At 75.4% G+C, this 24,562-nt stretch carries 27 protein-coding genes; 12 read left to right on the top strand and 15 right to left on the bottom strand.

The window, feature by feature from the left end; genetic code table 11:
- The first annotated feature begins 46 nt into the window (after positions 1-46).
- Positions 47-559 carry a PepSY domain-containing protein gene (locus ACSNOB_RS25075; protein WP_436688932.1) on the top strand — a complete coding sequence of 171 codons (513 nt, stop codon included), beginning with the start codon at positions 47-49 and terminating at the stop codon, positions 557-559.
- A gap of 199 nt (positions 560-758) precedes the next feature.
- Positions 759-1,862 (top strand): beta family protein, encoded by a 1,104-nt coding sequence (locus ACSNOB_RS25070; RefSeq protein ID WP_436688930.1) that lies wholly within the window; start codon positions 759-761, stop codon positions 1,860-1,862.
- Positions 1,863-1,869: 7 nt separating this feature from the next.
- Here the strand turns inward: ACSNOB_RS25070 and ACSNOB_RS25065 are convergent, their stop codons facing one another.
- Together ACSNOB_RS25065 and ACSNOB_RS25060 are read right to left on the bottom strand one after the other, a co-directional pair.
- Positions 1,870-2,151 (bottom strand): adhesin, encoded by a 282-nt coding sequence (locus tag ACSNOB_RS25065; protein WP_393111742.1) that lies wholly within the window; start codon positions 2,149-2,151, stop codon positions 1,870-1,872.
- 180 nt (positions 2,152-2,331) lie between these two features.
- Entirely contained in the window at positions 2,332-3,405 is a 1,074-nt protein-coding gene (locus tag ACSNOB_RS25060) for an NAD(P)-binding domain-containing protein (protein ID WP_436688928.1), read from the bottom strand.
- Positions 3,406-3,536: 131 nt separating this feature from the next.
- Between ACSNOB_RS25060 and dacB the strand changes: the two genes are divergently transcribed.
- The gene (gene dacB, locus ACSNOB_RS25055) at positions 3,537-5,120 is read left to right on the top strand and encodes a D-alanyl-D-alanine carboxypeptidase/D-alanyl-D-alanine endopeptidase (RefSeq protein ID WP_436688926.1); all 1,584 of its coding nucleotides are present in this window, start codon (positions 3,537-3,539) and stop codon (positions 5,118-5,120) included.
- Positions 5,121-5,159: 39 nt separating this feature from the next.
- On the opposite strand, the gene ACSNOB_RS25050 is transcribed toward dacB, so the two are convergent.
- From ACSNOB_RS25050 to ACSNOB_RS25025, 6 genes are all read right to left on the bottom strand, one after another.
- The gene (locus ACSNOB_RS25050) at positions 5,160-5,486 is read right to left on the bottom strand and encodes a hypothetical protein (protein ID WP_436688924.1); all 327 of its coding nucleotides are present in this window, start codon (positions 5,484-5,486) and stop codon (positions 5,160-5,162) included.
- A 45-nt stretch (positions 5,487-5,531) separates the two neighbouring features.
- Positions 5,532-6,560 (bottom strand): hypothetical protein, encoded by a 1,029-nt coding sequence (locus ACSNOB_RS25045; RefSeq protein ID WP_436688922.1) that lies wholly within the window; start codon positions 6,558-6,560, stop codon positions 5,532-5,534.
- 99 nt (positions 6,561-6,659) lie between these two features.
- The gene (locus ACSNOB_RS25040) at positions 6,660-7,097 is read right to left on the bottom strand and encodes a nitroreductase family deazaflavin-dependent oxidoreductase (RefSeq protein WP_436688920.1); all 438 of its coding nucleotides are present in this window, start codon (positions 7,095-7,097) and stop codon (positions 6,660-6,662) included.
- 119 nt (positions 7,098-7,216) lie between these two features.
- Positions 7,217-8,167: a hypothetical protein gene (locus ACSNOB_RS25035; protein WP_436688918.1), complete on the bottom strand. Its 951-nt coding sequence runs from the start codon at positions 8,165-8,167 to the stop codon at positions 7,217-7,219.
- 173 nt (positions 8,168-8,340) lie between these two features.
- Positions 8,341-8,790, bottom strand: coding sequence for a pyridoxamine 5'-phosphate oxidase family protein (locus tag ACSNOB_RS25030; RefSeq protein ID WP_436688916.1), 450 nt, complete (start codon positions 8,788-8,790; stop codon positions 8,341-8,343).
- 45 nt (positions 8,791-8,835) lie between these two features.
- The gene (locus ACSNOB_RS25025) at positions 8,836-9,429 is read right to left on the bottom strand and encodes a pentapeptide repeat-containing protein (RefSeq protein ID WP_436688914.1); all 594 of its coding nucleotides are present in this window, start codon (positions 9,427-9,429) and stop codon (positions 8,836-8,838) included.
- An 81-nt stretch (positions 9,430-9,510) separates the two neighbouring features.
- Here ACSNOB_RS25025 and ACSNOB_RS25020 point away from each other — a divergent pair, with 81 nt between their 5' ends.
- Together ACSNOB_RS25020 and ACSNOB_RS25015 are read left to right on the top strand one after the other, a co-directional pair.
- Positions 9,511-10,743, top strand: coding sequence for a serine hydrolase domain-containing protein (locus tag ACSNOB_RS25020; RefSeq protein WP_436688912.1), 1,233 nt, complete (start codon positions 9,511-9,513; stop codon positions 10,741-10,743).
- Positions 10,744-10,921: 178 nt separating this feature from the next.
- On the top strand, positions 10,922-11,563 hold the full coding sequence (locus ACSNOB_RS25015) for an NAD(P)-dependent oxidoreductase (protein WP_436688910.1): 642 nt from the start codon (positions 10,922-10,924) through the stop codon (positions 11,561-11,563).
- Between the two features lie 84 nt (positions 11,564-11,647).
- Here the strand turns inward: ACSNOB_RS25015 and ACSNOB_RS25010 are convergent, their stop codons facing one another.
- Both ACSNOB_RS25010 and ACSNOB_RS25005 read right to left on the bottom strand, forming a co-directional pair.
- Positions 11,648-12,112 (bottom strand): PPOX class F420-dependent oxidoreductase, encoded by a 465-nt coding sequence (locus ACSNOB_RS25010; protein WP_436688908.1) that lies wholly within the window; start codon positions 12,110-12,112, stop codon positions 11,648-11,650.
- A 20-nt stretch (positions 12,113-12,132) separates the two neighbouring features.
- Complete coding sequence (locus ACSNOB_RS25005; protein ID WP_436688906.1) at positions 12,133-12,774, bottom strand: DUF6642 family protein; 642 nt, start codon at positions 12,772-12,774, stop codon at positions 12,133-12,135.
- Positions 12,775-13,080: 306 nt separating this feature from the next.
- Here ACSNOB_RS25005 and ACSNOB_RS25000 point away from each other — a divergent pair, with 306 nt between their 5' ends.
- On the top strand, positions 13,081-13,869 hold the full coding sequence (locus ACSNOB_RS25000; RefSeq protein ID WP_393111768.1) for a D-Ala-D-Ala carboxypeptidase family metallohydrolase: 789 nt from the start codon (positions 13,081-13,083) through the stop codon (positions 13,867-13,869).
- Between the two features lie 201 nt (positions 13,870-14,070).
- Here the strand turns inward: ACSNOB_RS25000 and ACSNOB_RS24995 are convergent, their stop codons facing one another.
- The 3 genes from ACSNOB_RS24995 to ACSNOB_RS24985 all read right to left on the bottom strand — a co-directional run bounded on the left by ACSNOB_RS24995 (position 14,071) and on the right by ACSNOB_RS24985 (position 16,556).
- Positions 14,071-14,493 carry a hypothetical protein gene (locus tag ACSNOB_RS24995; protein WP_436688904.1) on the bottom strand — a complete coding sequence of 141 codons (423 nt, stop codon included), beginning with the start codon at positions 14,491-14,493 and terminating at the stop codon, positions 14,071-14,073.
- Between the two features lie 126 nt (positions 14,494-14,619).
- The gene (locus tag ACSNOB_RS24990; protein WP_436688934.1) at positions 14,620-15,330 is read right to left on the bottom strand and encodes a response regulator; all 711 of its coding nucleotides are present in this window, start codon (positions 15,328-15,330) and stop codon (positions 14,620-14,622) included.
- Positions 15,318-16,556, bottom strand: coding sequence for a sensor histidine kinase (locus ACSNOB_RS24985; RefSeq protein WP_436688902.1), 1,239 nt, complete (start codon positions 16,554-16,556; stop codon positions 15,318-15,320). Before ACSNOB_RS24985 ends, ACSNOB_RS24990 begins: the two co-directional genes overlap by 13 nt.
- A gap of 133 nt (positions 16,557-16,689) precedes the next feature.
- On the opposite strand from ACSNOB_RS24985, the gene ACSNOB_RS24980 reads away from it, so the two are divergent.
- The 5 genes from ACSNOB_RS24980 to ACSNOB_RS24960 all read left to right on the top strand — a co-directional run bounded on the left by ACSNOB_RS24980 (position 16,690) and on the right by ACSNOB_RS24960 (position 21,251).
- Positions 16,690-17,586 (top strand): ABC transporter ATP-binding protein, encoded by an 897-nt coding sequence (locus tag ACSNOB_RS24980; RefSeq protein ID WP_436688900.1) that lies wholly within the window; start codon positions 16,690-16,692, stop codon positions 17,584-17,586.
- The gene (locus tag ACSNOB_RS24975; protein WP_436688898.1) at positions 17,583-18,374 is read left to right on the top strand and encodes an ABC transporter permease; all 792 of its coding nucleotides are present in this window, start codon (positions 17,583-17,585) and stop codon (positions 18,372-18,374) included. The genes ACSNOB_RS24980 and ACSNOB_RS24975 overlap by 4 nt, the downstream gene beginning before the upstream one ends.
- Positions 18,375-18,376: 2 nt before the next feature.
- The gene (locus ACSNOB_RS24970; protein ID WP_436688896.1) at positions 18,377-19,120 is read left to right on the top strand and encodes a YqeB family protein; all 744 of its coding nucleotides are present in this window, start codon (positions 18,377-18,379) and stop codon (positions 19,118-19,120) included.
- Between the two features lie 39 nt (positions 19,121-19,159).
- A complete protein-coding gene (locus ACSNOB_RS24965; protein WP_436688894.1) occupies positions 19,160-19,717 on the top strand; it encodes an SOUL family heme-binding protein in 558 nt (185 codons plus the stop codon).
- A 112-nt stretch (positions 19,718-19,829) separates the two neighbouring features.
- Positions 19,830-21,251, top strand: coding sequence for an amino acid permease (locus ACSNOB_RS24960; RefSeq protein ID WP_393111781.1), 1,422 nt, complete (start codon positions 19,830-19,832; stop codon positions 21,249-21,251).
- Positions 21,252-21,305: 54 nt separating this feature from the next.
- Here the strand turns inward: ACSNOB_RS24960 and ACSNOB_RS24955 are convergent, their stop codons facing one another.
- Both ACSNOB_RS24955 and ACSNOB_RS24950 read right to left on the bottom strand, forming a co-directional pair.
- Complete coding sequence (locus ACSNOB_RS24955) at positions 21,306-22,775, bottom strand: serine hydrolase domain-containing protein (RefSeq protein ID WP_436688892.1); 1,470 nt, start codon at positions 22,773-22,775, stop codon at positions 21,306-21,308.
- Between the two features lie 67 nt (positions 22,776-22,842).
- Positions 22,843-23,355: an ArsR/SmtB family transcription factor gene (locus ACSNOB_RS24950; RefSeq protein WP_436688890.1), complete on the bottom strand. Its 513-nt coding sequence runs from the start codon at positions 23,353-23,355 to the stop codon at positions 22,843-22,845.
- Positions 23,356-23,465: 110 nt separating this feature from the next.
- Between ACSNOB_RS24950 and ACSNOB_RS24945 the strand changes: the two genes are divergently transcribed.
- Positions 23,466-24,398: a ParA family protein gene (locus ACSNOB_RS24945; RefSeq protein ID WP_436688888.1), complete on the top strand. Its 933-nt coding sequence runs from the start codon at positions 23,466-23,468 to the stop codon at positions 24,396-24,398.
- Positions 24,399-24,562 lie beyond the last annotated feature (164 nt).

Raw genomic sequence — 24,562 nt, 5'->3', positions numbered from 1 at the left:
CCGGGCGCGATCCTCGTGGTCAGGAACCGAGGAAAGGCGAAATGAGATGACGCGCAACCCCCTGATCCTGGCGTCGGTCGGCGGCCTGGCCGTGCTCGCCGTGGCCGGCGCGACCCTCGGCGTCGCGGCCGCCGACGGCGGCCCGGCCCGGGCGACCACGCTGGCCGCCGCCACGACCGCCCCGACCACCGCCGCCACCCCGGGCGGCACGGCGACCGCCTCCCCGGGCACCGCGCCGGCGACCGGCGGCACTCCGGCGACCCCCGGCACGCCGTCGGGCAGCGGCGCCCCGGCGGCCGGCGGGGACGCCGTGTCCGAGCAGCGGGCCCGGGAGATCGCGCTGGCCCGGGCGGGCGGCGGACAGGTCGTCGAGGTCGAGGCCGAACAGGAGGACGGCCGCCCGGTGTGGAGCGTGGAGATCATCGCCGGGCAGACCGAGCACGAGATCGACGTCGACCGGGACAACGGCACGGTGGTCAAGGCCGAGCAGGAGCCGGTCGACGACGATGACGACCGCGACGACGATGACGACAAGGACGACTCAGGCGACGACGACTGACCGGGGCGCCGGTGTCGCCGCCTCCCGCCGCGGGGGCGGCGGCGTCGTCGGCCCGGCGGGTCGCCTCCGGACGCGAGCCGGGCCCGGGGCGGAGGGCCGCACCGGGCGCGGGGCGGCGTACCGGGGCGGAGGCGTACCGGGGCGCGGGGCCGGGCCGAACGACCCTGTGACCGACACCGATGTCTGGCTACATTGGGGTATGGTGCCCGCCCACGGGGGCCGGGCGGCGGAACCGGTCTACCGCCCCATCCTCGCCAACCGGCGGGGCGAGCTGGAGGCGCTCAGTCATCTCGACGATGTCGTGGCGCCGCTGCTCGCCCCGGTCCTCCAGGTGTCCATCTTGGACTCGTACACACTGGACGTGCTCGGTCGGCTGCCCGAGGGGCTGCTCCCGGGCGTCGACGTCACCGACCTGCCCGACGCCCCGGAGACCGAGCTGGCCCGGTGGGGCGTACCGCTGGTGCCGGTGATCGGGCTCGCGGACAGCGACCCGCGCCTCGTGGCGCACGGCGTGGCGGCCCGGATCCACGCCCACCGGGCGGTGGTCCGGCTGCGGGTCGGCCGGGACCGGACCGGCCCGGACGCGGCCACGGCGGCGGTGGAGCGGATCTGGCGGTTCACCCGCCTGGTGCCCGAGCAGTGCGACCTGCTCCTCGACGCCGGGGACGTGTGCTGCGCGGCCGACGTGCGGGGGGCCGAGCCCCGGCTGCGCCGGCTGCTGGAGTGGGCGCGCCGGCACGCCTGGCGCTCGGTGAGCGTGGCGGCCGGCGGGATGCCGCCGGCGGTGACGCGCCTGCCCACCGACGAGCCGGTCCGCCTCGACCGCTGGGACTGGCGGCTGTGGCAGCGCCTGGCCGACCTCGGCGTCGGGTACGCCGACTACGGCGTCGGCTCGGCGGTGCCCGGCGCCGAACAGCCGGGCGACCGGCTGCCGACCGTGCGCTACACGGCCGACGACGCCTGGTGGGTGTACCGCTGGTCCCGGCGGGGCGGGCGGGGCGACGACCGGTTCGCTGACCTGTGTCGGGCGCTGGTCTCGGCGCCCCACTGGCCGGCCGCCGGGGCCGACTTTTCCTGGGGCGACCACGAGATCGTCCGGCGCGCCCGTCGGGGCGCCGGAGCGGGGTCGGCCAGCAACTGGGCGGCGTGGAGCACGTCGCACCACCTGGCGCACGTGCTGGCGGCGCTGCCGCACCCCGGCCGGGAGACCCGGCCGGGGGCGTGGCGGTCCGGTCACGCGAGCCCGGAACGGGGCCGGCCCGCCCGGCCGCACCGGGGCGGGGAGACCCGCCGGGCCGGCTGACCGGCCGTCACTGCTTCTCGGTGAACCCGAACTGCACGATGCCCTCGTCGTCGACGCTCGCGTCCACCGAGGCGTCGCCGAGCAGCTCGGCGGCGTCGGAGTCCAGGAAGATCCGGGCGCCCTGGTTGTCGACCACATGGTCGCCCTCGACCGGTTCGGCGACCAGCTCGACGGTGAGCGAGCCCGCCTCGGTGTCGGCGGCGATCCGCACCCCGCCGTCCTCGGCGACGTCCTGCTGGTTGGCGAGGTCTCGGATGACCAGCACGGCGTTGTCGGTCATGGTGAGCATGGCGGAACTCCTCGTGGATTCTCGGATTCGTGGTGCGGACCGGGGCTCGGCCCGCGCACGAGCGCACGTCGGAGGCGATGGAAGGGCGACACGCACATCGCCGTCGCAGCTTGGGGCAGGTAGGAGCCCCTTCACGGCCTACGTTGCCCCGTGTCGGGGGATCCGTCAAATAGAGCGGGGTCAGTGCCGGGCGCCGGCCGGGGTCAGCCGGGCCCGGATCTCGCGTGCCGCCGCGCGGCCGGCCCGGTTGGCGCCGACCGTGCTCGCCGACGGTCCGTACCCGATCAGGTGAATCCGCTCGTCGGCGACCACCCGGGTGCCGTCCATGGTGATACCGCCGCCGGGCGCGCGCAGCCGCAGCGGCGCGAGGTGGTCCAGCGCGGCCCGGAATCCGGTGCACCAGAGGATCACGTCGGCGGGCACGAACCTGCCGTCGTCCCAGGCCACCCCGTCGGGTGTGATCCGGTCGAACACGGGTAGGCGGTCGAGCACGCCGCGCTCGCGCAGCCGGCGCAGCTCCGGCGTGAGCGGCAGCCCGGTCACCCCGACCACGCTGGCCGGGGGCCGACCGGCGCGGACCGCCGCGTCGACCAGGGCCACCGCCGCCCGCCCCCGCTCGGGGGTGAACTCCTCGTCGCGGAAGTCGGGCGGGCGCCGGGTCACCCAGGTGGTGCCGGCCGCGACGGTGGAGACCTCGGCGAGCAGCTGGACGGCCGACGTCCCGCCGCCGACCACCACGACCCGCCGGCCGGCGAACTCGGCGGGGCCCCGGTAGTCGGCGGTGTGCAGCTGACGGCCCCGGAAGCTGGACCGGCCCGGGTAGTGCGGCCAGAACGGCCGGGTCCAGGTGCCGGTGGCGTTGACCAGGGCCCGGGTGGACCAGTCGCCCCGGTCGGTCAGGACGTCCAGCCGGCCGTCGGCCCGGTCGCGCACCTCGCGGACCCGGACCGGACGCCGTACCGGCAGGTCGAACGCGCGCTCGTACGCGGCGAAGTAGGCGCTGACCACCTCGGCCGCCGGCCGGTCGGGCTCCGCCGCCGGGAACGGCAGGCCGGGCAGGTCGTGGAAGCCGTGCACCCGGTCGAGCCGCAGCGTGGGCCAGCGGTGCCGCCACGCCCCGCCCGGCCCGTCGTCCCCGTCCAGGATCACGAAGCCCCCGCCGGGGGCGAAGCCGGCGCGGCGCAGGTGGTAGCCGGCGGAGAGGCCGGCCTGTCCGGCCCCGATCACCAGCACGTCGACGGAGCGCTCGTCCATGCCGGGTGCAACAACGAACGCGCCGCCCGGCTGCCCGCCGGAAGGCGTCTCGCCGCTCACACCCCGGCGCCTGCACTTTTCTTTCGGTCAACGGTCTTCTCTGGAAGATTCCTCCGTGGCAGCATCAGCGCATGCATCGTCGTCTCTTCCCCCGGACGCTCGCGCTGGCGGCGCTGGTGGCCGCCGCCGCCACGGCCGGGGCCCCGACCGCCACCGCCGAGTCGCCGACCCCCGCGGCGACCCGTCTGAACGCCACCATCGACGCGATCCTCGCCGACTCCCGGCTGGCCGGAGCGCAGGCGTCGGTGGTCGTCAAGGACGCCGCCACCGGTGCGACCGTCTATCACCGCAACGGGGACCGCCGCCTGGTGCCCGCCTCCAACACCAAGCTGCTGACCTCGGCCGCGGCGCTGGAGCTGCTCGGGCCCGGGCACCGCTTCAGCACGGAGGCGCGCACCACCGGCACCCGCCGCGCGGGCCTCGTCTCCGGCAACCTCTACCTGCGCGGCGGCGGCGACCCGACCATGCTCGCCGCCGACTACGACGCGCTGGCCGCGCAGGTCGCCGCCAAGGGCGTCCGGGTGGTCACCGGCAACCTGGTCGCCGACGACACCCGCTACGACAGCACCCGCCTCGGCCCCGACTGGACGTGGGACGACGAGCCCTACTACTACGCGGCGCAGGTCTCCGCCCTGACCGTGGCGCCGGACACCGACTACGACGCGGGCACGGTCATCGTGCACGCCGCGCCCGGCGCGAGCGCCGGCGCGCGCCCGGTCGTCACCACCACCCCGGCCACCGGCTACCTGAAGATCGACAACCGGGCGCAGACGGTCGCCGACGGGGAGACCTCGATCTCCTTCGAGCGCGCGCACGGCAGCAACACCGTCGTGGTCACCGGCCAGATCGCGCTCGGCGACCAACCGGAGAGCGACTGGGTGACCGTCTGGGAGCCCACCGGCTACGCCGCCGACGTCTTCCGCGCGGCGCTGCGCAGGCACGGCGTGCGGGTGCTCGGCCGGACCGTGCTGGGCCAGGCCACCCCGGAGGAGGCGGCCGAGGTGGGGCGGCACGAGTCGATGCCCCTGTCCCAGCTGATGGTGCCGTTCCTCAAGCTCTCCAACAACGGGCACGCCGAGGTGCTGACCAAGGAGATCGGCCGGGTGCTCACCGGCTCCGGCACCTGGCCCGCCGGGCTGGCGGCGATCAGCGAGTACGTCGCCGACGCCGGGATGGACACCGGCACGCTGCGCCAGCGGGACGGCTCCGGGCTCTCGCGGCGCAACCTGATTCCGGCCGACGAGTTCGTGGACCTGCTCACCGCCGTCCGCGCCGAGCCCTGGTTCGACACCTGGTACGCCGCCCTGCCGGTCGCCGGCGACGCGGACCGCTTCGTCGGCGGCACGCTGCGCAGCCGGATGCGCGGCACCCCGGCGGCCGGCAACGTGCACGCCAAGACCGGCAGCCTGACCGGCGTCTCCGGCCTGTCCGGCTACGTCACCGACGCCGACGGGCGGGTGCTGGCGTTCTCCATCCTGCTCAACAACTACCTGGCCTCGTCCGTCAAGGGGCTGGAGGACCAGATCGCCATCGCGCTCGCCTCGTACACCGAGAAGGCCGCGACCGCGGCGCGGGTCGCGCCCCGGACGGCGCCCGACGCTCCCCGGGTCCCGGAGGGCCGGGAGTGCTCCTGGGTGAAGCCCGTCGCCTGCTGACGGGGCCGGCGGGGCCCGGTGCGAGGGCCCCGCCGGCGCTCAGGCGCTCGGGCGGTGGGGCGGCTCGGCGTCCGGGTCGCCGCCCGCGATCAGCGCGGCGATGTCGGCGGGGCGCAGGCCGCGCTGCGCCAGCACCCGGGTTCCCCAGCGGTGCAGCCGGCACGGGTGCGGGCTGGCGTCGTTGCGGCAGACCGTCCCGCCGGACCAGCGCCGGGGCGCGTGCACCACGACCGCCCGGACGGCGAACTGCGCGTCCTCGGCGGTGACGTACGGCGGCAGCGGGATCTCCCGGAGCACCTCCCCGGACGGCTCCCCGGCGCCCTGCGGGGCGGTCGGACGGACGGTGCGGGTGGTGGTGCTGCTCATCGGTCGTGCCTCCACAGAGGATGGTCGGGCGTGGACAGCAGAAAGTTACGGCACGCTGAACACGGCGCGACGGACAAACTGTCCCGGCTCAGCGGCCGCAGCCCCGGCACGGGCGCCGGGTACGCAGGTGGTGGCCGACCGCCGCGACCCCCAGCCCCCAGCCCCACAGCCAGTACGCGGGCTCGGCGACCCAGAAGAACGCGAGCGGGTAGCGGCCGCCGCCCGGGTCGAACGTGCCGGTGACCGTCTCGACGGTGAGCTGGGCGATGCCGACCCCGAAGTAGCAGACCAGGCCGACGGAGAACAGCGCCGCCGGGGCGAGGAGCAGCAGCCGGGGGACGCGCCGGCCGGCCAGCAGCGGCACCCAGCCGGGCCAGACCACCCCCAGGAGTGCACCAGGGCCAGCGGCAGCAGCACGCCGGCGAGCAGGAAGCCGACCTCGAAGGCGATCATCGACGCGCCCTGGCTGAGCGGCACGTCCTCGAAGCCGACCCACAATTGGGCCGCCAGGCGCAGCAGGCATCCGAGAACCGCCGCCCAGGCCGCCGCCCGGGCCCAGGCGGGCACCGTCGCCGACGCGTCGCGTACCGGGCCGGTGCGGCCGCACCGGCGACAGTCCCCCCGCAGCCGACGCCGGTGGCCGAGGAGCGCCGCGTGCAGCAGCGCGGCCCCGGTGAGGCAGGCGAGCCGGCTGAGCAGGGCGCCCGGGTGGAACGCCGCGCCCGGGTCGAGGATCAGCAGCCCGACCACGTCCAGCAGCAGCAACGCGCAGGAGAGCAGCACCGCCGCGCAGACGACCCAGCCGGCCGCGGCCAACGCCGGGCGCCAGAAGCGGGCGGCGGCGAGCCCCGCGCCGACCAGGCCGGCGGCGGCGCAGAGCGCCACGGCCCACCAGCCGGTGAAGACCACGAGGTCCGTGTCGAGCGGCGGGAACTCCGGCGCGCCGACGAGGGCCCAGCGCACCCGCACCGCGCCGTAGGCGAGGGCCCAGGCGATGACGGCGTACGGCAGGACGGGGTGGCGTCGACGGACGGCGGCGCGGGTCGGGACCGGGGGCGGCAGCGTGGTGGTCATGCCTCCGACGATGCCGTCGTACGCGGCGCGCCGGCTCCCCGGCAGGGGTGGACCGGCTCCCTCGCGCGAGGGACCGACCGGGGCCGGTGACGCCCCTGGTCAGACCCGTTCGAGCACGACGACCGGGATCTGCCGGTCGGTCTTCGCCTGGTAGTCGTCGTACGCCGGCCAGATGGCGGCCATCGTGGACCACATCCGCGGCTTCTCCTCGGCCGTCGCGGTACGCGCCCGCGCGGTGAACCGCTCGGCGCCCACCTGCACCTCGACCAGCGGCTCGTCGAGCAGGTTCAGGTACCAGGCCGGATGCCTCGGGTCGCCGCCCTGCGAGGCGACCACCAGGTACGCGTCGCCGTCGCGGCCGTAGATGAGCGCGGTCCGGCGGAGCTTTCCGCTGCGCCGGCCACGGGTGGTCAGCAGCAGCGTGAAGACCCCGGGCCGCCACTCGTGCCCCTCGGCGCCGTCGGTCTCGACGTACCGCCGGATGTGGTCGGCCACCCAGCCCTGCGGGCTGTCCAGCACCTGCTCGCCCGAGGTCATCGGCCCTGCCCTTCGTCCGCGGCTGCTCGTCGCGACCACGCTACTCCGGGACGCGCCCGAGCACCGGGCGATCGCCGCCGCGCACCGGCTGACCCGTGCGGACGCGGGGCGTCGGGCAGTCAGCGCAACGCGACCGCCTGCACGCCCACGTTGCCGCAGTCGTCGGTGAAGACCTCCTCCGCGGTCCAGCTCAGCACCAGCCGGGCCCCCTTCGACGCCTGGAAGCGGAGGGTGAACTCGGCGGAGCGGCTGGTGTGCCGGTCCTCGATCCGCAGGGTCCTGGTCGGACCGCCGTCGGAGAGGCGCGCGTCGAGCCGCCCCCGCGCCATCCACACCCCGGCGTAGAGGCGGACGGTGCGCGGTTGACCGTCGGCGACGACGGCGAGGGTGAAGCCGCCGCCGGCGCCGCAGCGGTAGACCCCGTGGGGCGAGCCGCCCACCGACTCGACCGGGGTGCCGTCGCGCCACCGGAAGCTCTCCTGGTTGTCGTCCCAGCCACCCAGTGCGCCCCGGCCGCCCTCGTCCCGGATGTCGCCGGTGCCGCCGCGCTTGCGGACCGTCGAGTCCGCTCCGCGCAACCCCCAGTGGACCCAGTCCCGGCCGCCCACCGCGGTCAGGTCCACCTCGGCCGGCGCCTCGGCCATCCCGGCGTCGAGCGTCGGGCGCACCGGCGGCGTCGGGGAGGCGGACGGGCTGGGCGGGCGCTGCCGGGGCCGCAGTCCCGGCGAGACCTGGCCGGCGGCGGGGTCGCGCCCCTCGACGCCGGGGAATCCGGTGGGCCCGCCGACCCCCGCCGGCACCCCGCCCCCGGTCTCCTCGCCCGGCCCGGGGTCGCCGGAGTTCAGGTACGTCACGAGGGCGACCAGGCAGACGAGCACGGCGACACTCTCGACCGCCCACCGTCGGCGTTGCCGGACGCGGGTTAGCCGCCGCAGGTCGCTGCGGGTCCGCCGCCCGGGTGGGGGTAGGAACGGCCGGTGCCGGGCGGGGGTGGCGCTCGCCCGGTCGCCGTCGCCGCCGCCGTGCCGCGCCGGCCGGACACCCTGCCGCGTCAGGTCTTCCTCCGCCACCGACCCTCCACTCCCCACCGGCCGCCGCCCGGGCGTACGCGAGCGCCCGTCGGGGGCGTCCCGCGTTGGCGCGGGCTCGTCGGGCGCACCAGACGGGGCGGCCGGGCGTGTCCCGTTCGTCACCGGACCGTAGCGGACATCGATCCGGAAGGTGGTTGCGGGCCGGGGGCCGTTCAGTGTCGCCGGCGACGGCGCAGCCCACGGCCGGGGTGCCAGCTCTCGATGACCAGGTGGTCCGGCGGGTCGCCCACCCGGGTCAGCACCACCTCGGTCAGCTCGATCCGGAACCGGTGCGAGCCGTCCTCGCCGGGCGGTTCCTCGTGCGCCAGGCCGGCGATCTTCGCGTCGCCGCCCCAGGACCCCGGATCGTCCTCGGGAGTGTCCTCGGTCGGGCAGTGCAGCGCCACCCGTGGGTCGCGGCGCAGGTCGAGGGCCTTGAGCGCGCCGGCCATGCTGCCCAGCCGCAGGTGCTCGGCGTCGAAGTCGAACTCGGTGCCGCTGATCCGGGGCGAACCGTCCCGGCGCAGCGTCGCCATCGTGCCGTGCTTGCGTACCGCGAAGCGGGCCCGCACGCGCTCGGCGAACCCGGGCTCCTCCCGCACGAGATCAGACCACCATGTCATGGGACCAGCGTCGCAGTGAATCCGGACAACCCGCGGCGGGTTTTCTCAGCGGATCTCGAAGCCGAGCGTCTGCGCGATCACGATGGCCTGCTCCGGGTCGACGATCGCCCCGGCCCGCTCCACGACCGTCGGGTCGAGCGCGGTCAGGTCGCTGCGGCGCAGGTCGGCGCCGGAGAGCCGGGAGCTGTGCAGTTGCGCGGCGGAGAGGTCGACGCCGGTGACCGTGGCGCCGGTCAGGTTGGCGCCGGTGAGGTCGACCTCCCGCATCCGGACGTCGGTGATCCGGACTCCGCGCAGGTCGGCGCCGGGCAGCGCGACGAACGACCAGTCGCCGCCGGCGATCGTCAACGGCCGCAGGTCGCACTGGGTGAACGTGCTGCCCACCAGCTTGCAGCCGGTGAACTCGGCCTCGAAGAGGTTGCAGCGCTGGAAGGCGCAGCGGGTGAAGGCCGAGTCGGTGTGCCGCGAGGCGTTGAACCGCACGTTGCCGAAGGTGCACCCGTCGAAGACCGCGCCCCGGCTGACCGCCTCGGTCAGGTCGACGTGGAAGAAGGAGCAGCGGACGAAGTGCCGGTCCACCAACTCCTCGCCGTACCAGTCCTCGTTGCGGAAGGTGGCGTCCTCGGTCAGCTCGGGCATCGGGCCAGGCTACTGACGGGGTGCGACATGTGTGGCGGCCGGCCCTTCCGGGCGGGCGTACCGACTAGTAGTTTCGGCGGCGTGAACGTGGCACGCAGCATCGACCCGGACGCGATCGGCTTCGACCCGGCGCGCCTGGCTCGGATCGACGCGCACTTCGGCAGGTACGTCGACGACGGCCGGCTCGCCGGCTGGCAGGTGGTCGTCACCCGGCGCGGCGAGATCGCCCACTCGTCCACGTACGGGCTGCGCGACGTCGAGGCGGGGGCGCCCGTCGAGGCGGACACGCTCTGGCGGATCTACTCGATGACCAAGCCGGTCACCTCCGTCGCCGCGATGATGCTCTGGGAGGAGGGCCGCTTCCAGCTGACCGACGAGATCAGCCGTTGGCTGCCCGAGTTCGCCGACCTGCGGGTCTACGCCAAGGGCTCCGCCCTCAAGCCGTACACGGTGCCGGCGATCGAGCCGATCCGGGTCTGGCACCTGCTCACCCACACCGCCGGCCTGACGTACGGCTTCATGCAGACCTCGGTGGTCGACGGCCTCTACCGGGCCGCCGGCTACGACCTGTACCCGCCGGCGGACGTCGACCTGGCGACCGCCTGCCAGGCGTTCGGCGAGCTGCCCCTGCTGTTCCAGCCCGGCACGGCCTGGGGCTACTCGGTCGCCACCGACGTGCTCGGCCGGCTGGTCGAGGTGGTCTCCGGGCAGAGCCTGGACGCCTTCTTCGCCGACCGGATCTTCCGTCCGCTCGGCATGACCGACACGCACTGGTGGGCCGAGGGTGCCGCCGCCGACCGGCTCGCCGCGCTCTACGCGCCCGACCCACGCACCGGCCGCGCGGTCCGCTACGACAAGCTGGGCGCCCTGGCGTACGAGAATCCGCTGCTGCTCTCCGGCGGCGGCGGCCTGCTCTCCACCGCCGCCGACTACCACCGGTTCACCCAGATGCTCCTGCGCGGCGGCGAGCTGGACGGGGTGCGCCTGCTGGGCCCGCGCACGCTGCGCTTCATGACCCGCAACCACCTGCCCGGCGGGCAGGACCTGGGCACGCTGTCCACCGGCGGCTTCGCCGAGACCACCCTCGACGGGATCGGTTTCGGGCTCGGCTTCGCCGTGGTGCAGGACCCGGTGCCCAGCCGGGTGCCGAGCAGCGTCGGCGAGTACTACTGGGGTGGCGTGGCGAGCACGGCGTTCTGGGTGGACCCGGTGGAGGAGGTCACCGCGCTGCTCTTCACCCAGCTCATGCCGTCGAGCACCCACCCGCTGCGGCCGCAGCTGCGCCAGCTCGTCTACTCCGCCCTGCTCGACTGAGCGCGCCGGGCACCGTCACGCGCCGGCGCACCGCTCCGCCGCGCCCCGACGCCCCGCGACAGCGCGAGGGCCCGGCGGGACCGCCGGGATCCCCGGTCCGCCAGCGCGCGGCGGCGCCGCTCAATAGCCTGGAGTCGGCTACGTCCGCCGGGCCGGACGGGCGGGGCGGGAGGCGGTCATGAGCAACATCGTCGTGTTCGGGGCGGGGGGCACCGCGGGCTCGCGGATCACCGCCGAGGCGGTCAACCGGGGGCACCGGGTCACCGCGGCGGTCCGCCGCCCGGAGGCCACGTCGTACCTGCCGCCAGCGGTCAAGGTGGTCACCGGCGACGCCACCAGCGAGCGGAGCGTACGGGAGCTGGCGCCGGACACCGACGCCATGGTGGTGGCGATCGGCGGCGGCGAACGCGGCCTCTGGCTGGACGCCGCGCGGAGCCTGGTCGGCGCGCTGCGGGGCCTGCCGGCCGCGCCCCGGATCATCCACGTCGGCGGCGGGTCGACCCTGCTCACCCCGAGGGGCACCCGCTACCTCGACGAGCCGGACTTCCCCGACGAGTACCGCGACGCCGCGCAGGGCCAGGCCGACGCCCTCGACTTCTACCGCTCCTCGGCCGACGGGGTGAGCTGGACGTACGTCTCCCCGCCACCGCTGGAGTTCCACCCCGGCGAGCGCACCGGGCACTACCGCACCGGCGGCGACCAGCCGGTCACCGACCACGAGGGGCGCTCGGTGCTCAGCTACGAGGACCTGGCGGTCGCCATCGTCGACGAGATCGAGACCCCGCGCCACGAGAACGCGCGGTTCACCGCCGCTTACTGAGGGCGGGCGGGCCCGGGCGGCCGGGGCGCGGGCGGCCCGGGCGGCCGGGGCGCGGGCGGCCCGGGCGGCCGGGCGACACCGGCGTCAGTCGGCGAGGCGGGCGGGGAAACCGCCGGTGGCGACCGGGCCCCAGGCGTCGATGGTGACCCGGATCAGCGACTTGCCCTGGCGGACCATCGCCGCCCGGTACTCGTCCCAGTCCGGGTGCTCGCCGGAGATGCACCGGAAGTACTCCACGAGCGGCTCCAGCGCCTCCGGCAGGTCGAGCACCTCGGCGGTGCCGTCGAGGTGCACCCAGGGCCCGTTCCAGTCGTCGGAGAGCACGCACGCGGAGACCCGTGGGTCGCGTCGGATGTTGCTCACCTTGGCCCGCTCCGGGTACGTCGAGATCACCAGCCGCCCCTCGGCGTCCACCCCGGCGGAGACCGGTGAGGACTGCGGCCGCCCGTCGGCACGGGTGGTCATCAGCACCACCCGGTGCCGTGGCCGGAGGAACTCGACCAGCTCCGCCCGGTCGACCCGGGTGTTCGTCGCGATGCTGCGTGCCACCACCCGTTTCTACCAGTCGGTCAGCGCGGGCGGGGCGCGGCACGGCCGGCGGCGGGCTGCGCGGGCACCCGGGGGCGGGCCGAGGGCCGCCAGGCGCGGCCGTTGGCGTAGATGATCCGGAAGCCGAGGTACGACGCGAGGGGCGCCCAGTGCGCCGAGCCCATCCGCAGCTCGGCGGCGTTGTGCCGTTGACCGTTGGCCAGCACGTCGAGCAGCACGGTCTCGAAGGCCGCCGACTCCACCCAGTCCACCTCCCGCGTGTAACCGCAGATCAGCGCCGCTCCGGTGGCGTCCAGGAAGTCCCGCAGCGCGGCGTCGGAGGCGCGCAGCACGGAACAGCTACCGAAATAGAGCCGCCGACCCTCGCAACGGCCGGCCATCAACTCGGCGACGTCGGCGAGTTCGACGGATTCCCAGTCGGTGAGGCAGAGCCGGCTCGGTTCGCCGTGCATCGCGAAGAAGCCCACCCGGTGGTCGGCGTACTGCTTGAGCAGCCAGCGGTCGAGGAAGTAGAAGAGTTCGTCGCGGGTCGCCGCGTCCTTGTGGATGAAACGGATCTTCCCGAGCCGTTCGAGCAGTTCGAGGGTGGGCAGGACGGAGCCGCGCTCGTTGAGGTCCCGGTGCCACTGGCCCTCGATGCAGAAGACGCCACCGCGCGCCACGCCGCCTCCTCCCCCGTGCCCGCCGGCGCTGACGTTACCGCCCGCGACCGCCCCGCGAACATCAGCATCGGCGTGCCCGCCTGCGCCTTTCCGCGCCGTTCACGGTTTCGTGCGGCCCGTTAGCAGCGAATGGGTGGTTCGCAAACGGGGCCGATTCCCAGGCAAGACCCAGGAACTGCCGATCGCGAGGACAATTCTCGTTAATTGCCACCAAAGGGCCGCCCGACTGCCAGGGTGGAAAGCGCGGGACGTCCCGGTCGATGTCCCGGACGCCACCCCAATCGCACTCCTATCGGGAGGACTTCTGTGCGCGTTAACACCCTGAAACGAGTGGTTGTCGCATTCGCCCTGGCGATGCCGGGAGCCGCGATCGCCACGGTGGTCGCCGCGCCAGCGGCCCATGCCGACGGCTGCTACACGTGGAAGCGCAACCTCTACCAGGGGCGCTCCGGCGACGACGTCCGCCAACTGCAGATCCGGGTCGCCGGCTGGGCCGGCCACCGGGACATCGTGGAGAACGACGGCCGCTTCGGGCCCAAGACCGCCGCCGCGGTCCGGCGGTTCCAGTCCGCGTACGGGCTGCGGGTCGACGGCGTCGCCGGGCCGCAGACCTACGCCAAGCTCTACGAGCTGCAGGACAACGACTGCACCCCGCGGCACTTCAGCTTCACGGAGCTGGACGACGGCTGCGGCCGCGGTGGGTGGACCGGCGGCCCGCTCTCCGCCGCCCAGACCCGGCAGAACGCCCTGCGCACCATGTGGAAGCTGGAGGCGATGCGGCGCGGCCTGGGCGACCAGCCGCTCCACGTCAGCAGCGGTTTCCGCAGCCGCGGCTGCAACGAGCAGGTCGGCGGGGCGTCGGACAGCCAGCACCTCTACGGCAACGCCGCCGACGTGTACTCGCGCAGCAAGTCGCTGTGCCAGGTGGCCCGGGACGCCCGCAACCGGGGCTTCAGCGGGATCTACGGGCCGGGCTACCCGGACCACGACGACCACGTGCACGTGGACTCGCGCCGCGAGAACGACAGCGACCGCACGCCGAACACCACCAGCTGGTCCGCGCCCGACTGCGGGATCGGCGCCGGCAACGACTGAGCCGGCCGGCCCGGGCACGACCGGCCGGGTCGGACGGCACCGACCGGGCGTGCCGGACGGAGAACCGGCTGGACCGGCCGGCGGTCAGATCCAGCCGATCGACGGCCACGGCGACGCCGGCCTGGAGCGCGGGTGGGGAATCCCCGCGCCCGGGCCGGCGTCGTCCTGCCCCGGGTCGCCGCGAGCGGACGCTGCCTCCGCTCAGCTCGCCCGGGGCCAGCGCGGCGCGGTGGCGGGCACCGGCCGGCCGGGGCCGGCGGGGCGGGCGGCGGGCGCGACCACCTGGCGGGTGCCCGGCCCGCCCTCGGCGCGGGCCGACGCGGAACCGGTCACCGGGAACGGGAAGGGCACGTGCACGAAGGGATTGCCGTGCCGGACCAGGGCGTCGATCTGTCGCTCGCTGAGTCCGTGCCGCTCCAGCACCCGCCGCCCCCAGCGGTGCAGTCGGCACGGGTACGTCACGCCGTCGTTGCGGCACAGCGGACCGGCCGGCCACTCCTCGGCGGCGTGCACCACCACCGCCCGGACCGCGAGCCGGACGTCCTCGGGGGTCAACGGCGCCGGCACCGGCACCTCGCCCAGGATCTGGTCGATGGGATCCGTCGACTGCTCACCAACTCGCACGGCAGGCCTCCCGCGGCTCCGGCAGCGGTGCGGCTGACGCGCCGCACCGCATCCTCGGCAACTGGTACGGCCCCCGCGCCCGGGAAGTTCAATCCGGGCGAGCCGGAGCCGCGGACGACGCGCGGCTCAGACCAGGCCGGCGTCGTGGACCAGCAGGGCGACCTGGACGCGGTTGTTCAGGTCGAGCTTGACCAGCAGCCGCGACACGTACGCCTTGACCGTCGCGACGCTCATGAACAGCTCGCCGGCGATCTCGGCGTTGGTCTGGCCCTGCCCCAGCGCGACGGCGACCTCGCGCTCCCGTTCGCTGAGCCCGTCGAGCTGCCGCAGCGCCCGCTCCCGGCGCGGGTCGGGGCCGGCCGCCGCGCGGGGGGCCGTGACGTGGTCGATCAGCCGGCGGGTCACCGCCGGGGAGAGGGTGGCCTCCCCGGCCGCCACCCGGCGTACCGCCCGCACGATCTCGGCCGGCGGGGTGTCCTTGAGCAGGAAGCCGCCGGCCCCCGCCCGCAGCGCCCGGAGCACCTGCTCGTCGGCGTCGAAGGTGGTCAGCACCAGCACCTCCGGCGGGTCGGGCGACGCCCGCAGCGCCTCGGTCGCGGCGAGCCCGTCCAGCCGGGGCATCCGGATGTCCATCAGCACCACGTCCGGCGCGCACGCGGCCACGGCGGCGGGCACCTCGCTGCCGTCGGCGGCCTCGCCGACCACGAGCAGGTCCGGCGCGCCGCCGAGGATCATCGACAGGCCGGCCCGGACCAGCGCGTCGTCGTCGACGATCAGCACCCGCACCGGCCCCTCGGTGCCGGTGCCGGGCGTCGCCGGCCCGGTCACGCCGGCCACGGCAGCCACGCGGCCAGCCGGAAGTCGCCCGAGTCGTCCCGCCCGTACGCCAACCGGCCGCCGGCCAGGTTGACCCGTTCGGCGATGCCTACCAGGCCGGTGCCGGCGCCGGGGATCTCCGGGCCGGTGATGCCGCCGACCGGCCACCGGTTGCGGATCTCCACGGTCAGCCCGTCGCCGGGGCCGCCGGTCACGTCGACGGTGACCGCGGCGCCGGCGGCGTGCTTGCGGGCGTTGGTCAACCCCTCCTGCACGATCCGGTAGACGCTGCGCCCCACCGCCAGAGGCACCCGATCCACCGCCGGGACCACGTCGCGGACGCTCACCCGCACCCCGGCCGCCCGGGACTCCTCGATCAGCGCGGGCAGGTCGCCCAGGGTGGGCTGCGGGCGCTCCGGGTCCTCCTCGGCGGCGGTCTCCGCGCGGAGCACCCCGATCACCTCGCGCAGGTCCTGCAGCGCGGCGTGGGGGCTGGTCCGGATCACCCCGGCCGCCTTCGCCACCTCCTCCGGCGCGGCGTCCGGCCGGAACTCCAGCGCCCCGGCGTGCAGGCTGAGCAGCGAGATCCGGTGTGCCAGCACGTCGTGCATCTCCCGGGCGATCCGGGTGCGCTCCAGGTGCCGGGCCTGCGCCACCCGCAACTGCTGCTCGGCCTCGGCCCGCTCGGCGCGCTCGCGCAGCGACACGACCAGCTGTCGTCGCGCCCGGACGAACATTCCCCACGCCAGCACGGCGGCGATGAAGAGCACCGTCCAGACCATCGCCGCCCAGAAGGACAGGGCCGGGTCCGGGCGGAGCCCGTAGTAGGCGAACGCCAGCAGCAGGTGCACGCCGACCAGCCCGGCCGCGACCGGGAAGGGGCGGCGCACGGCGACCGTGAAGACGATGATCAGCAGCGCCATCGAGGCGGTGACGGAGAAGGCCCCCAGCGGCAGCGTGGCCACCGCCAGGCCCACCGGCCAGCGCCGGCGCACCCAGAGCGCGGCGGCGGCGGCCAGCCCGCACACGAAGTCGAGCTCCTCCAACCAGGCCGGGCCGGCGTTCAGCGCGAACTGCGGGTCGGGTGACGCGGCGTCCCCGAAGGCCAGCACCGCCCAGCCGAGGGCGAGCAGGAAACCGAGGCCGTCCACGAGCCAGTCGCGCGCGGTCCGCCGGGTCCGCCCGGCCGCCTCGACGAGTGCCCCCGGCAGCAGCCAGGGATGGTCGGGTACGGCGGCGCTGGTCACGCCGCCATGCTAGGCAGCCGGCCGGGACACCGGCCAGCTACCAAAGTCGACACCTCGGCGTCGACCAAGGTAGCCGCCGGGCGAGACCGTCGGCCGCAGCGGGCAGCCGGCCGGCGCGGGCAGCCTGACCGACATGATCGACGTGGAACACCTCACCAAACGGTACGGGCGGCACACCGCCGTCGACGACGTGTCGTTCCGCTGCGAGCCGGGCACCGTCACCGGCTTCCTGGGGCCCAACGGGGCCGGCAAGTCCACCACCATGCGGATGATCTGCGGGCTCACCCCGCCCAGCGGCGGCGGCGCCACGGTCGTCGGCCGGGCGTACCGGGAGCTGCCCAACCCGGGCCGGGAGGTCGGCGTGCTGCTGGACGCCTCGGCCCAGCACGCCGGGCGCACCGGCCGGGAGGCGCTGACCGTCGCCGCCGCGACGATGGGCGTGGACCGCCGGCGGGTGGCCGCCACGCTCGACCTGGTCGGGCTGAACGCGGTCGCGGCGAAGCGCCGGGTCCGGGCGTACTCGTTGGGGATGCGGCAGCGGCTCGGCCTGGCGCACGCGCTGCTGGGCGACCCGCGCGTGCTGATCCTCGACGAGCCGGCCAACGGCCTGGACCCGGAGGGCATCTTCTGGATGCGCGGCCTGCTGCGCGACTTCGCCGACCGGGGCGGCACCGTGCTGCTCTCCTCCCACCTGCTGCGCGAGGTGGAGGCGGTCGCGGACCGGCTGGTGGTGATCGGGGGCGGCCGGATCGTGGCCCAGGGCGACAAGGACGAGCTGCTGGCCGGGGGCGGCACCCTGGTCCGGGCGCGGGACGCGGCGGCGCTGCGCGGCGCGTTGGACCGGGCCGGGCTGCCGGTCACCGAGGGCACCGACGGGTTGCTGGTCCGCGCCGACGCCGAGGCGGTCGGGCAGGCCGCCGCCGACGCCGGCGTCGCCCTCACCGAACTGCGCCCGGCCGGCAGCGGCGGCTTGGAACAGCTCTTCCTCACCCTGACCGCCGGCGCGTCGACCCGGGAGGCCGTCCGATGACCACCACCACCGCCAACCCGTCCACCGTCGCGCCCCACCACCGTCCGGCGGTACGCCGACCGTCGCCGCTCCGGCTCACCGGCGTCGAGCTGCGCAAGCTCGTCGACACCCGGGCCGGGCTGTGGCTGCTGGTCACCATCGGGCTGCTCGCCGCCGCCCTCGTGGTCGTCCAGCTGATCTGGGCACCGGACGCCGAACAGACCTTCGCCAACTTCTTCCTTTCGACGCTGCTGCCGGTCGGGTTGCTGCTGCCGGTGCTCGGCATCCTGTCGATCACCAGCGAGTGGTCGCAGCGCAGCGCGCTGACCACGTTCGCCCTGGTGCCCCGCCGGGGGCGGGTGATCGCCGCCAAGCTGGCCGCGACGGTGCTGGCCGCCCTGGCGTCGGTGCTGGTCAGCCTCGCCGTGGCGGCCGTCGGCACGCTGGTCGCCGGGGCCACGGGGGGCGCGGGCACCTGGCACTTCGAGGGGGCGCTGCTGCTGCACGCCGTGGTGTTCCAGGTCGCCAACGTGCTGATGGGCGCCGGCTTCGGCCTGCTGCTGCTCAACACGCCGCTGGCCATCGTCGGCTACCTGCTGCTGCCGACCCTCTGGTCGATCCTCGGCGGGCTGATCCGGCCGCTGCACGGCCCGGCGGGCTGGCTGGACACGAGCCGGACCATGGAACCGCTGTTCACCCCGGACGTGACCGCCGGGCAGTGGGCACGGCTCGGGGTGTCGCTGCTGGTCTGGCTGGTCGTCCCGCTGGTCGCCGGGCTGGTCCGCACCCTGCGCCGCGAGGTGTCCTGACGGTGGACGGCTACGGCGCTCCCACCGTCGTCGACGGCGGCGCGGCGGAGCTGGCGCTGCTCTGGGGCGGCTTCCCGGTGCTCGGGGCGGGCGCCGGATGGCTGCTCACCGCGGGCGCGGGGTGGCTGGCCGAGCTGCCCTGGGCACCGGCGCAGGACCTGCTCGAACTGGTCGCCGGGCTGCCCGACCCGCAGGCCAGCATCGGCGGGCTGGCCGTCGGCGCGCTGGGCGGCCTGGTGGTCGCCGCCATCGGCACCGCCGAGCGGCTCGCCGTCACCGTCGGCGCCGAGCGGGTGGGGTTGCGCCGCGACGGCACCCGGTGGGAGGTCCAGCGCCGGGAGGTGCGCGCGGTGTTCCTCGACGGCAGGGAACTGGTGCTGCTCGGCCCGGACGACGAGGAGCTGGTCCGGGAGAAGTCGGACCTGGCCCCCGACCGGCTGCGCGCCGCCTTCCGGGAGCACGGCTGGCCGTGGGCGGAGGCCGACCCGCACCGGGACGCGTACCGGCGGTGGGTGCCGGGGCTGCCCGGGCTGCCGGTCGGCGCGGACGCGCTGCTGCGCGCCCGGCAGCGGGCGCTCGACGACGACCGGGGCGGCGAGGCGCGGGAGCTGCGCGGCGAACTGGCCCGCTGCGGGGTGGTGGTCCGCGACGAGCGCAAACGGCAGTACTGGCGGCTGACCCGGTCGGCCGCGCGCCCCAGACCGGAGGACGCGACTTCGCCTGAGCCGGAGGTCGACGGACGGTAGCGTTGCGTTCGACGGGGCCCTGGCCACGGGGAGCGCGCGATGACCGAGCAGCAGCCGTACCGGGTGGTGACCCGGCACCCCGGCTTCGAGCTGCGCCGCTACCCGCCGCACCTGATCGCCGAGGTACGGGTCGAGGGGTCGTTCGAGCAGGCCGCCCGGGACGGCTTCCGGCCGCTGGCCGCGTACATCGGGGGCGCCAACCGCTCCCGCGTTGAGGGCGGGGGCGGGCCGGCGGCGCGGGAGGCGGGCCCGGCGACGATCGCGATGACCGCGCCGTACCTGCAGGAGGAGGCGGACCGGCCGGGCTGCTGGCTGGTGCGGTTCGTGCTGCCGGCGGCCTGCACGCCCGACGCGCTGCCCGAGCCGACGGACCCCCGGGTACGTACCCGCAGCGTCCCCGGGCAGCTCGCCGCCGCGGTCCGGTTCCGGGGCCGGTGGACGGCGCGGGCGTTCGACCGGCGGGCTACCGCGCTCGGCCGGGCGGTCACCGCGGCCGGGCTGCGCCCCACCGGCGCGGTCCGGTACGCGCGCTTCGACCCGCCGTGGACACCGTCGTTCCTGCGCCGCAACGAGGTCGTGCTGCCGGTCGCCGAGTGAGCCGGCGCCGCACCTCGGCACGGCTGTCCTCGTTGGAGATTTGCCCGCGTCGTTCGCGGGTACCGCACGGCGCACGGGCGACCGCCCGGACGGGATCGGAAGGGGGACGACGATGACCTCCACGGGAAGCGCGGCGAACGGCGGCGGCAGTGGCATCTTCCGCCGCAAGCCGGTCGAGGAGATCGCCGACGAGGGCGGCGAGGGGCTGGCCCGCTCCCTCGGGCTCTGGCAGCTCACCGCCATCGGCGTGGGCGGCATCATCGGCGCGGGCATCTTCGCCCTGGCCGGCGCGGTGGCGAGCGAGACCGCGGGCCCGGCCGTGCTGATCTCGTTCCTGATCGCCGGGCTCGCCAGCGCGGCGGCCGCCCTGTCGTACGCCGAGTTCGCCGGCATGATCCCGAAGGCCGGCTCGGCCTACACCTACGGGTACGCGGTGCTCGGCGAGGCCGTGGGCTGGTTCATCGGCTGGGACCTGCTGCTGGAGTACACCGCGATCGTGGCCGTGGTGGCCATCGGCATCTCCGGCTACTTCTCCTTCCTCGTCACGGAGCTGGGGGCGGAGCTGCCGGCGTGGATGCTGGGCGCTCCGGGCACCGGCGACGGGCACGTGGTGGACCTCTTCGCGGTGGTCCTCTGCCTGTTCATCGCGTTCCTGCTGAACCTCGGCATCAAGTCCGCGGCCCGCTTCGAGACGTTCGTCGTCGGGTTGAAGGTCGCCGTGGTGCTGCTGGTGATCGTGGTGGGCTTCTTCTACGTCAAGACCGCCAACTACTCGCCGTTCTTCCCGTTCGGGTTGAGCGGGGCGTTCACCGGCGCGGCGACGGTCTTCTTCGCGGTCTTCGGCTACGACGCGATGAGCACCGCCGCCGAGGAGTCGAAGGACGCCCGCCGGCACATGCCCAAGGCGATCATCTACTCGCTGGCCATCTCGATGGTCCTCTACGTGCTGGCCACCCTGGTGCTGACCGGCATGCAGAACTACCGGGACATCGACCCGGAGAGCGGCTTCTCCTCCGCGTTCGCCTCCGTCGGCCTGTCCGGCCTGGCCAGCGTCATCGCCGTCGGCGCGATCATCGGCATCCTGACCGTGATGTTCACCTTCATGCTCGGCGTCACCCGGGTGTGGTTCTCGATGAGCCGCGACGGCCTGCTGCCGGGCTGGTTCGCCAAGCTGCACCCGGTCCGCCGGGTGCCGAGCCGGGTCACCTGGATCGTCGGCGTCGGCTCGGCCCTCATCGCCGGCTTCCTGCCGATCCGGGAGGCCGCCGAGCTGACCAACATCGGCATCCTGCTCGCCTTCGTGGTGGTCTGCGTCGCGGTGATCGTGCTGCGCTACCGCCGCCCCGACGCGCCGCGCACGTTCCGGCTGCCGGGCATGCCGGTGGTGCCCGCGATCGGCGCGCTCTTCTCCGTCTGGCTGATCACCTTCCTCGCCCCGGAGACGTGGCTGCGCTTCGCGGTCTGGTTCGTGCTCGGCGCGCTGATCTACGCCTTCTACGGCTACCGCCGGTCGAAGCTCGCCGGCCGCGGCTGAGGACCTCCGCCCTCAGCCGCCCGCGATGACGCCGGCGGCTGAGGGCGTCCGCCGTCAGCCCGCGATGACGACGCCGGCCAGGATCGCGAAGGCCGCCGAGACCGCCGTGCCGGTCAGCCGCCGCCACGGCGGCGCGCCGGCGAGCGACGGCAGGCCCCGCCAGCGGTACGCGGCCAGCGCGATCCCGCCGGCGGCGAGGCCGACGCCCACCGGCCAGAGCCAGGCGGGGACCACCGTCCAGTCGCCCAGCCGGTGACCGAGGCCGAGGTAGAGCGCCGCCCAGGCGGCGGCGGGCGCCAGGGTGAGCCGGTCCGGGGCACGGCGGGCCGTGGTGAGCAGGCTGAGCCCGCCGAGGAAGGTGAAGAACACCGCGAGCCCGGCGCTGATCCAGACCGGCGGCGGCGGGACGTCGCGGTCGGCGTCCTCCGTCGGTACGCCGAGCAGCCGCAGCCCGATCGGCGCCACGTCCGCGTCGGTGTTGCCGAGCACCACCACGCCCCGCCCGGTGGCCCGTTCGAAGCCCGCGTACGCGTGGAAGCCGCCGGTGGCGCCGTTGTGCCAGACGACCTCGCGGTCGCCGTGGCGGGTGGTGAACCAGCCGTAGCCGATCCGACTGCGCTCGTCGTCGGTGAAGCGCGGGGTGGCGGCGTCGGCGCCGGGGGCGGTGCCGGCGAGCGTCGCGCCGACCAGCCGGGCCAGGTCCTCGACGGTCGACCAGTAGCCGATCCCGGCCGGCGCGTAGCCGCTGCCGACCCAGGCGTCGACGGCGCGCCCGCTGCCGGTGGCGCCCTCGGCCCGCCCGGGCGGCAGGGCGCCGGCGTCGGTCGCCACCACGGTCGCCGTCATGCCGAGCGGTCGCAGCAGCTCGCGGTCGAGCAGTTCCGGGTACGACGTGCCGGCCCGGGCGGCGAGCGCCTGCCCGAGCAGCGCCACGCCGAGGTTGGAGTAGCGGACCTGCCCGCGGCGGTCGCCGGGCTCCTCGTCGCCGGCGGCCTCGACCAGCCACCCGGCGTCCTCGCCGGCGTAGGGGTTGCCGCCGGTGAGGTTGGTCCACCAGGCGCGGGCCAGGTCGCCGGGCGAGGTGGCGGGCAGCCGGGGCAGACCGGAACGGTGGCTGGCCAACTCGGCGAGGGTGACCTCGCGGGCGGGGCCGGTCAGCTCGGGCAGTGCGGCGCCGACCGGCTCGTCGGGGCGGACCGCCCCCGTCGCCGCCTGCCGGGCGAGGAGCATCCCGGTCATCACCTTGGTGATCGAGCCGATCTCGAACGGCGTGCCCGGTTCGACGGGTCGGCCGTCGGGGTCGCGGTCGCCCAGGCCGGCGGTCCGGACCTGGCCGTTCTCCACCACGGCGACGGCGAGGCCACGGTGCCCCTCCGGGTCGGGCACCGCCTCCCGGACGGCGGCGGCCAGCGCGGCGTCGCCGGTGCTCTGCCCGGTGAGCCGGGTTGGCCCCGGCATGATCCCGATGGCCGCGACCGCGGCGACGGGTGCGACGGCCAGGGCGAGGATGGTCGGCTTGCGCATGGTGCTCCTTCCGTCGGGGTCGGCCCGGAGGCGGTGCGGAGGTCGCCCGGAGACGGTGCGGGGTGCGTCAGCGGCGGGCGGCGGTGAGGATGGCCAGCAGCGGCACGACCCGTTCGGCGGGGACGGCGTAGCGGCCCCGGCCGGCACTGCGCAGCCAGCCGGCGGCGGTGAGCTGGCGCAGGTGGTGGTGTAGCTGGCCGGTGGTGCCCAGGCCCTCGATCGCGGCCAGCTCGGCGGTGCCGTGCCGGCCGGTCAGGATCTCGCGCAGCAGGCGCAGCCGCACCGGGTGGGCCAGGGCGGTCAGCACACCGGCCAGCTCCGTCCAGTCCCCGGCGAGCACGTCGTCGACGGTGCGGCCGTACTGCCAGTCGTAGTGCTCCTCGTCGAGGCGGACGGTGCCGGTGTAGAGCACCGCGCCGGTGCCGTCGGCGGGCAGCCTCCGCTTCAGCCCGTCGAGGGCCCAGAAGACACCGTCGGGCGCGGGCGGCGCCTCGGCCGGGGGCGGCTCCGCCGCGAAGCGCTCGGCCAGCGCGGCCACCTGCGCCTCCAACGCACTGAGCCGGTCTTCGATCTCCGCCATACATCGATACTACGAAGTTACGTACTTACGTGCAACGGCGGACCGGTCGGAGCGGTTCCCCGCGTGATCCGCCCGACCGCTACCGTTCCCGGTCTGGGGAGGTGCCGCCGGTGTACGTGGTGTCCGTGATCAACTACAAGGGCGGGGTCGGCAAGACCACCGTCACCGCCAACGTCGGGGCCGAACTGGCCAACCGGGGCATGAAGGTGCTGCTCGTCGACCTCGACCCACAGGCCAGCCTGACGTTCGGCTTCTACGACCCCGACGACTGGCGGGAGCGACTGCGCGACGGCCGGACGGTGAAGCGCTGGTACGACGGGCTGCGCGGGGACACCCCGGCGGTGACCCTGGGCGAGCTGGTCGTCTCCCCCGGCCCGGCGAACGCGCGGCTCACCGGCGCCGGCCGCCTCGACCTGATCGCCTCCCACCTCCAGCTCGTCGACATCGACCTGACGCTGGCGCGCGGCGTGGCCGACGGCGACGAGTACGACGCCGAGCTGTTCCGGGTGCGCGGCTCCCTCGCCGAGGGTTTGCACGACGACGCGCTGGGCGGCTACGACATGGTGCTGATCGACTGTCCGCCGAACTTCAACGTGGTCACCCAGTCGGCCATCATCGCCAGCGACCACCTGCTCATCCCGGCGAAGGCGGACTACCTGTCCACCCTGGGCATCGACTACCTGCACGGCAACGTCCGGGAGCTGGTCGACCGGTACAACGCCGACGCCCGGCGCTTCGCCACCACCCGCCGGCACCACAAGGTGGCCCCCGGCGTCGCGGGCGTGGTGTTCACCATGATCCAGCTCATGGCGCAGCGGCCGATCGCCGCGCACCAGGGCTACATGGACCAGGTCCGCGCGCTGGGCCTGCCGGTCTTCCCCACCGCCCTGCGGGAGAACGTCACGGCGTTCGCCACGAACACCCCACGCGGCGTGCCGGTGGTGCTCCGCGACCGGCTCACCGCGCCGGTGGTCCGCGACGAGCTGCGCCAGCTCGCCACCGAGTTCCTCGAACACCTCCAACCCGAGCGGGTCGGGGCGTGACCGGCCGGGTCCGCGACGTCGCCGACGTGGTGGCGGCGCTGCTGCGGGAGCTGCCCGCCGCCGACCTCGCCGCGCTCGTCGAGGGGCGGGCCCGGCTCGCCGTGGTACCGCTCGACGGCGCCCCGCCCCGTCCGCCGGCCGCCCGCCCGGCCCCGCCCGCCGCC

This window comes from Micromonospora sp. URMC 106 (genome assembly GCF_051386395.1).
In the GTDB taxonomy this organism is placed as follows: domain Bacteria; phylum Actinomycetota; class Actinomycetes; order Mycobacteriales; family Micromonosporaceae; genus Micromonospora.
Note: the sequence above shows the minus strand (reverse complement) of the source record. Positions and strands in the feature narration are given on the sequence as shown.

Bases quoted from the DNA above. Each gene is read 5' to 3' on its own strand.
- ACSNOB_RS25075 (WP_436688932.1), top strand. From the start codon at position 47: ATGACGCGCAACCCCCTGATCCTGGCGTCGGTCGGCGGCCTGGCCGTG.
- ACSNOB_RS25070 (WP_436688930.1), top strand. From the start codon at position 759: ATGGTGCCCGCCCACGGGGGCCGGGCGGCGGAACCGGTCTACCGCCCC.
- ACSNOB_RS25065 (WP_393111742.1), bottom strand. From the start codon at position 2,151: ATGCTCACCATGACCGACAACGCCGTGCTGGTCATCCGAGACCTCGCC.
- ACSNOB_RS25060 (WP_436688928.1), bottom strand. From the start codon at position 3,405: ATGGACGAGCGCTCCGTCGACGTGCTGGTGATCGGGGCCGGACAGGCC.
- dacB (WP_436688926.1), top strand. From the start codon at position 3,537: ATGCATCGTCGTCTCTTCCCCCGGACGCTCGCGCTGGCGGCGCTGGTG.
- ACSNOB_RS25050 (WP_436688924.1), bottom strand. From the start codon at position 5,486: ATGAGCAGCACCACCACCCGCACCGTCCGTCCGACCGCCCCGCAGGGC.
- ACSNOB_RS25045 (WP_436688922.1), bottom strand. From the start codon at position 6,560: ATGACCACCACGCTGCCGCCCCCGGTCCCGACCCGCGCCGCCGTCCGT.
- ACSNOB_RS25040 (WP_436688920.1), bottom strand. From the start codon at position 7,097: ATGACCTCGGGCGAGCAGGTGCTGGACAGCCCGCAGGGCTGGGTGGCC.
- ACSNOB_RS25030 (WP_436688916.1), bottom strand. From the start codon at position 8,790: ATGACATGGTGGTCTGATCTCGTGCGGGAGGAGCCCGGGTTCGCCGAG.
- ACSNOB_RS25025 (WP_436688914.1), bottom strand. From the start codon at position 9,429: ATGCCCGAGCTGACCGAGGACGCCACCTTCCGCAACGAGGACTGGTAC.
- ACSNOB_RS25015 (WP_436688910.1), top strand. From the start codon at position 10,922: ATGAGCAACATCGTCGTGTTCGGGGCGGGGGGCACCGCGGGCTCGCGG.
- ACSNOB_RS24980 (WP_436688900.1), top strand. From the start codon at position 16,690: ATGATCGACGTGGAACACCTCACCAAACGGTACGGGCGGCACACCGCC.
- ACSNOB_RS24975 (WP_436688898.1), top strand. From the start codon at position 17,583: ATGACCACCACCACCGCCAACCCGTCCACCGTCGCGCCCCACCACCGT.
- ACSNOB_RS24965 (WP_436688894.1), top strand. From the start codon at position 19,160: ATGACCGAGCAGCAGCCGTACCGGGTGGTGACCCGGCACCCCGGCTTC.
- ACSNOB_RS24960 (WP_393111781.1), top strand. From the start codon at position 19,830: ATGACCTCCACGGGAAGCGCGGCGAACGGCGGCGGCAGTGGCATCTTC.
- ACSNOB_RS24955 (WP_436688892.1), bottom strand. From the start codon at position 22,775: ATGCGCAAGCCGACCATCCTCGCCCTGGCCGTCGCACCCGTCGCCGCG.
- ACSNOB_RS24950 (WP_436688890.1), bottom strand. From the start codon at position 23,355: ATGGCGGAGATCGAAGACCGGCTCAGTGCGTTGGAGGCGCAGGTGGCC.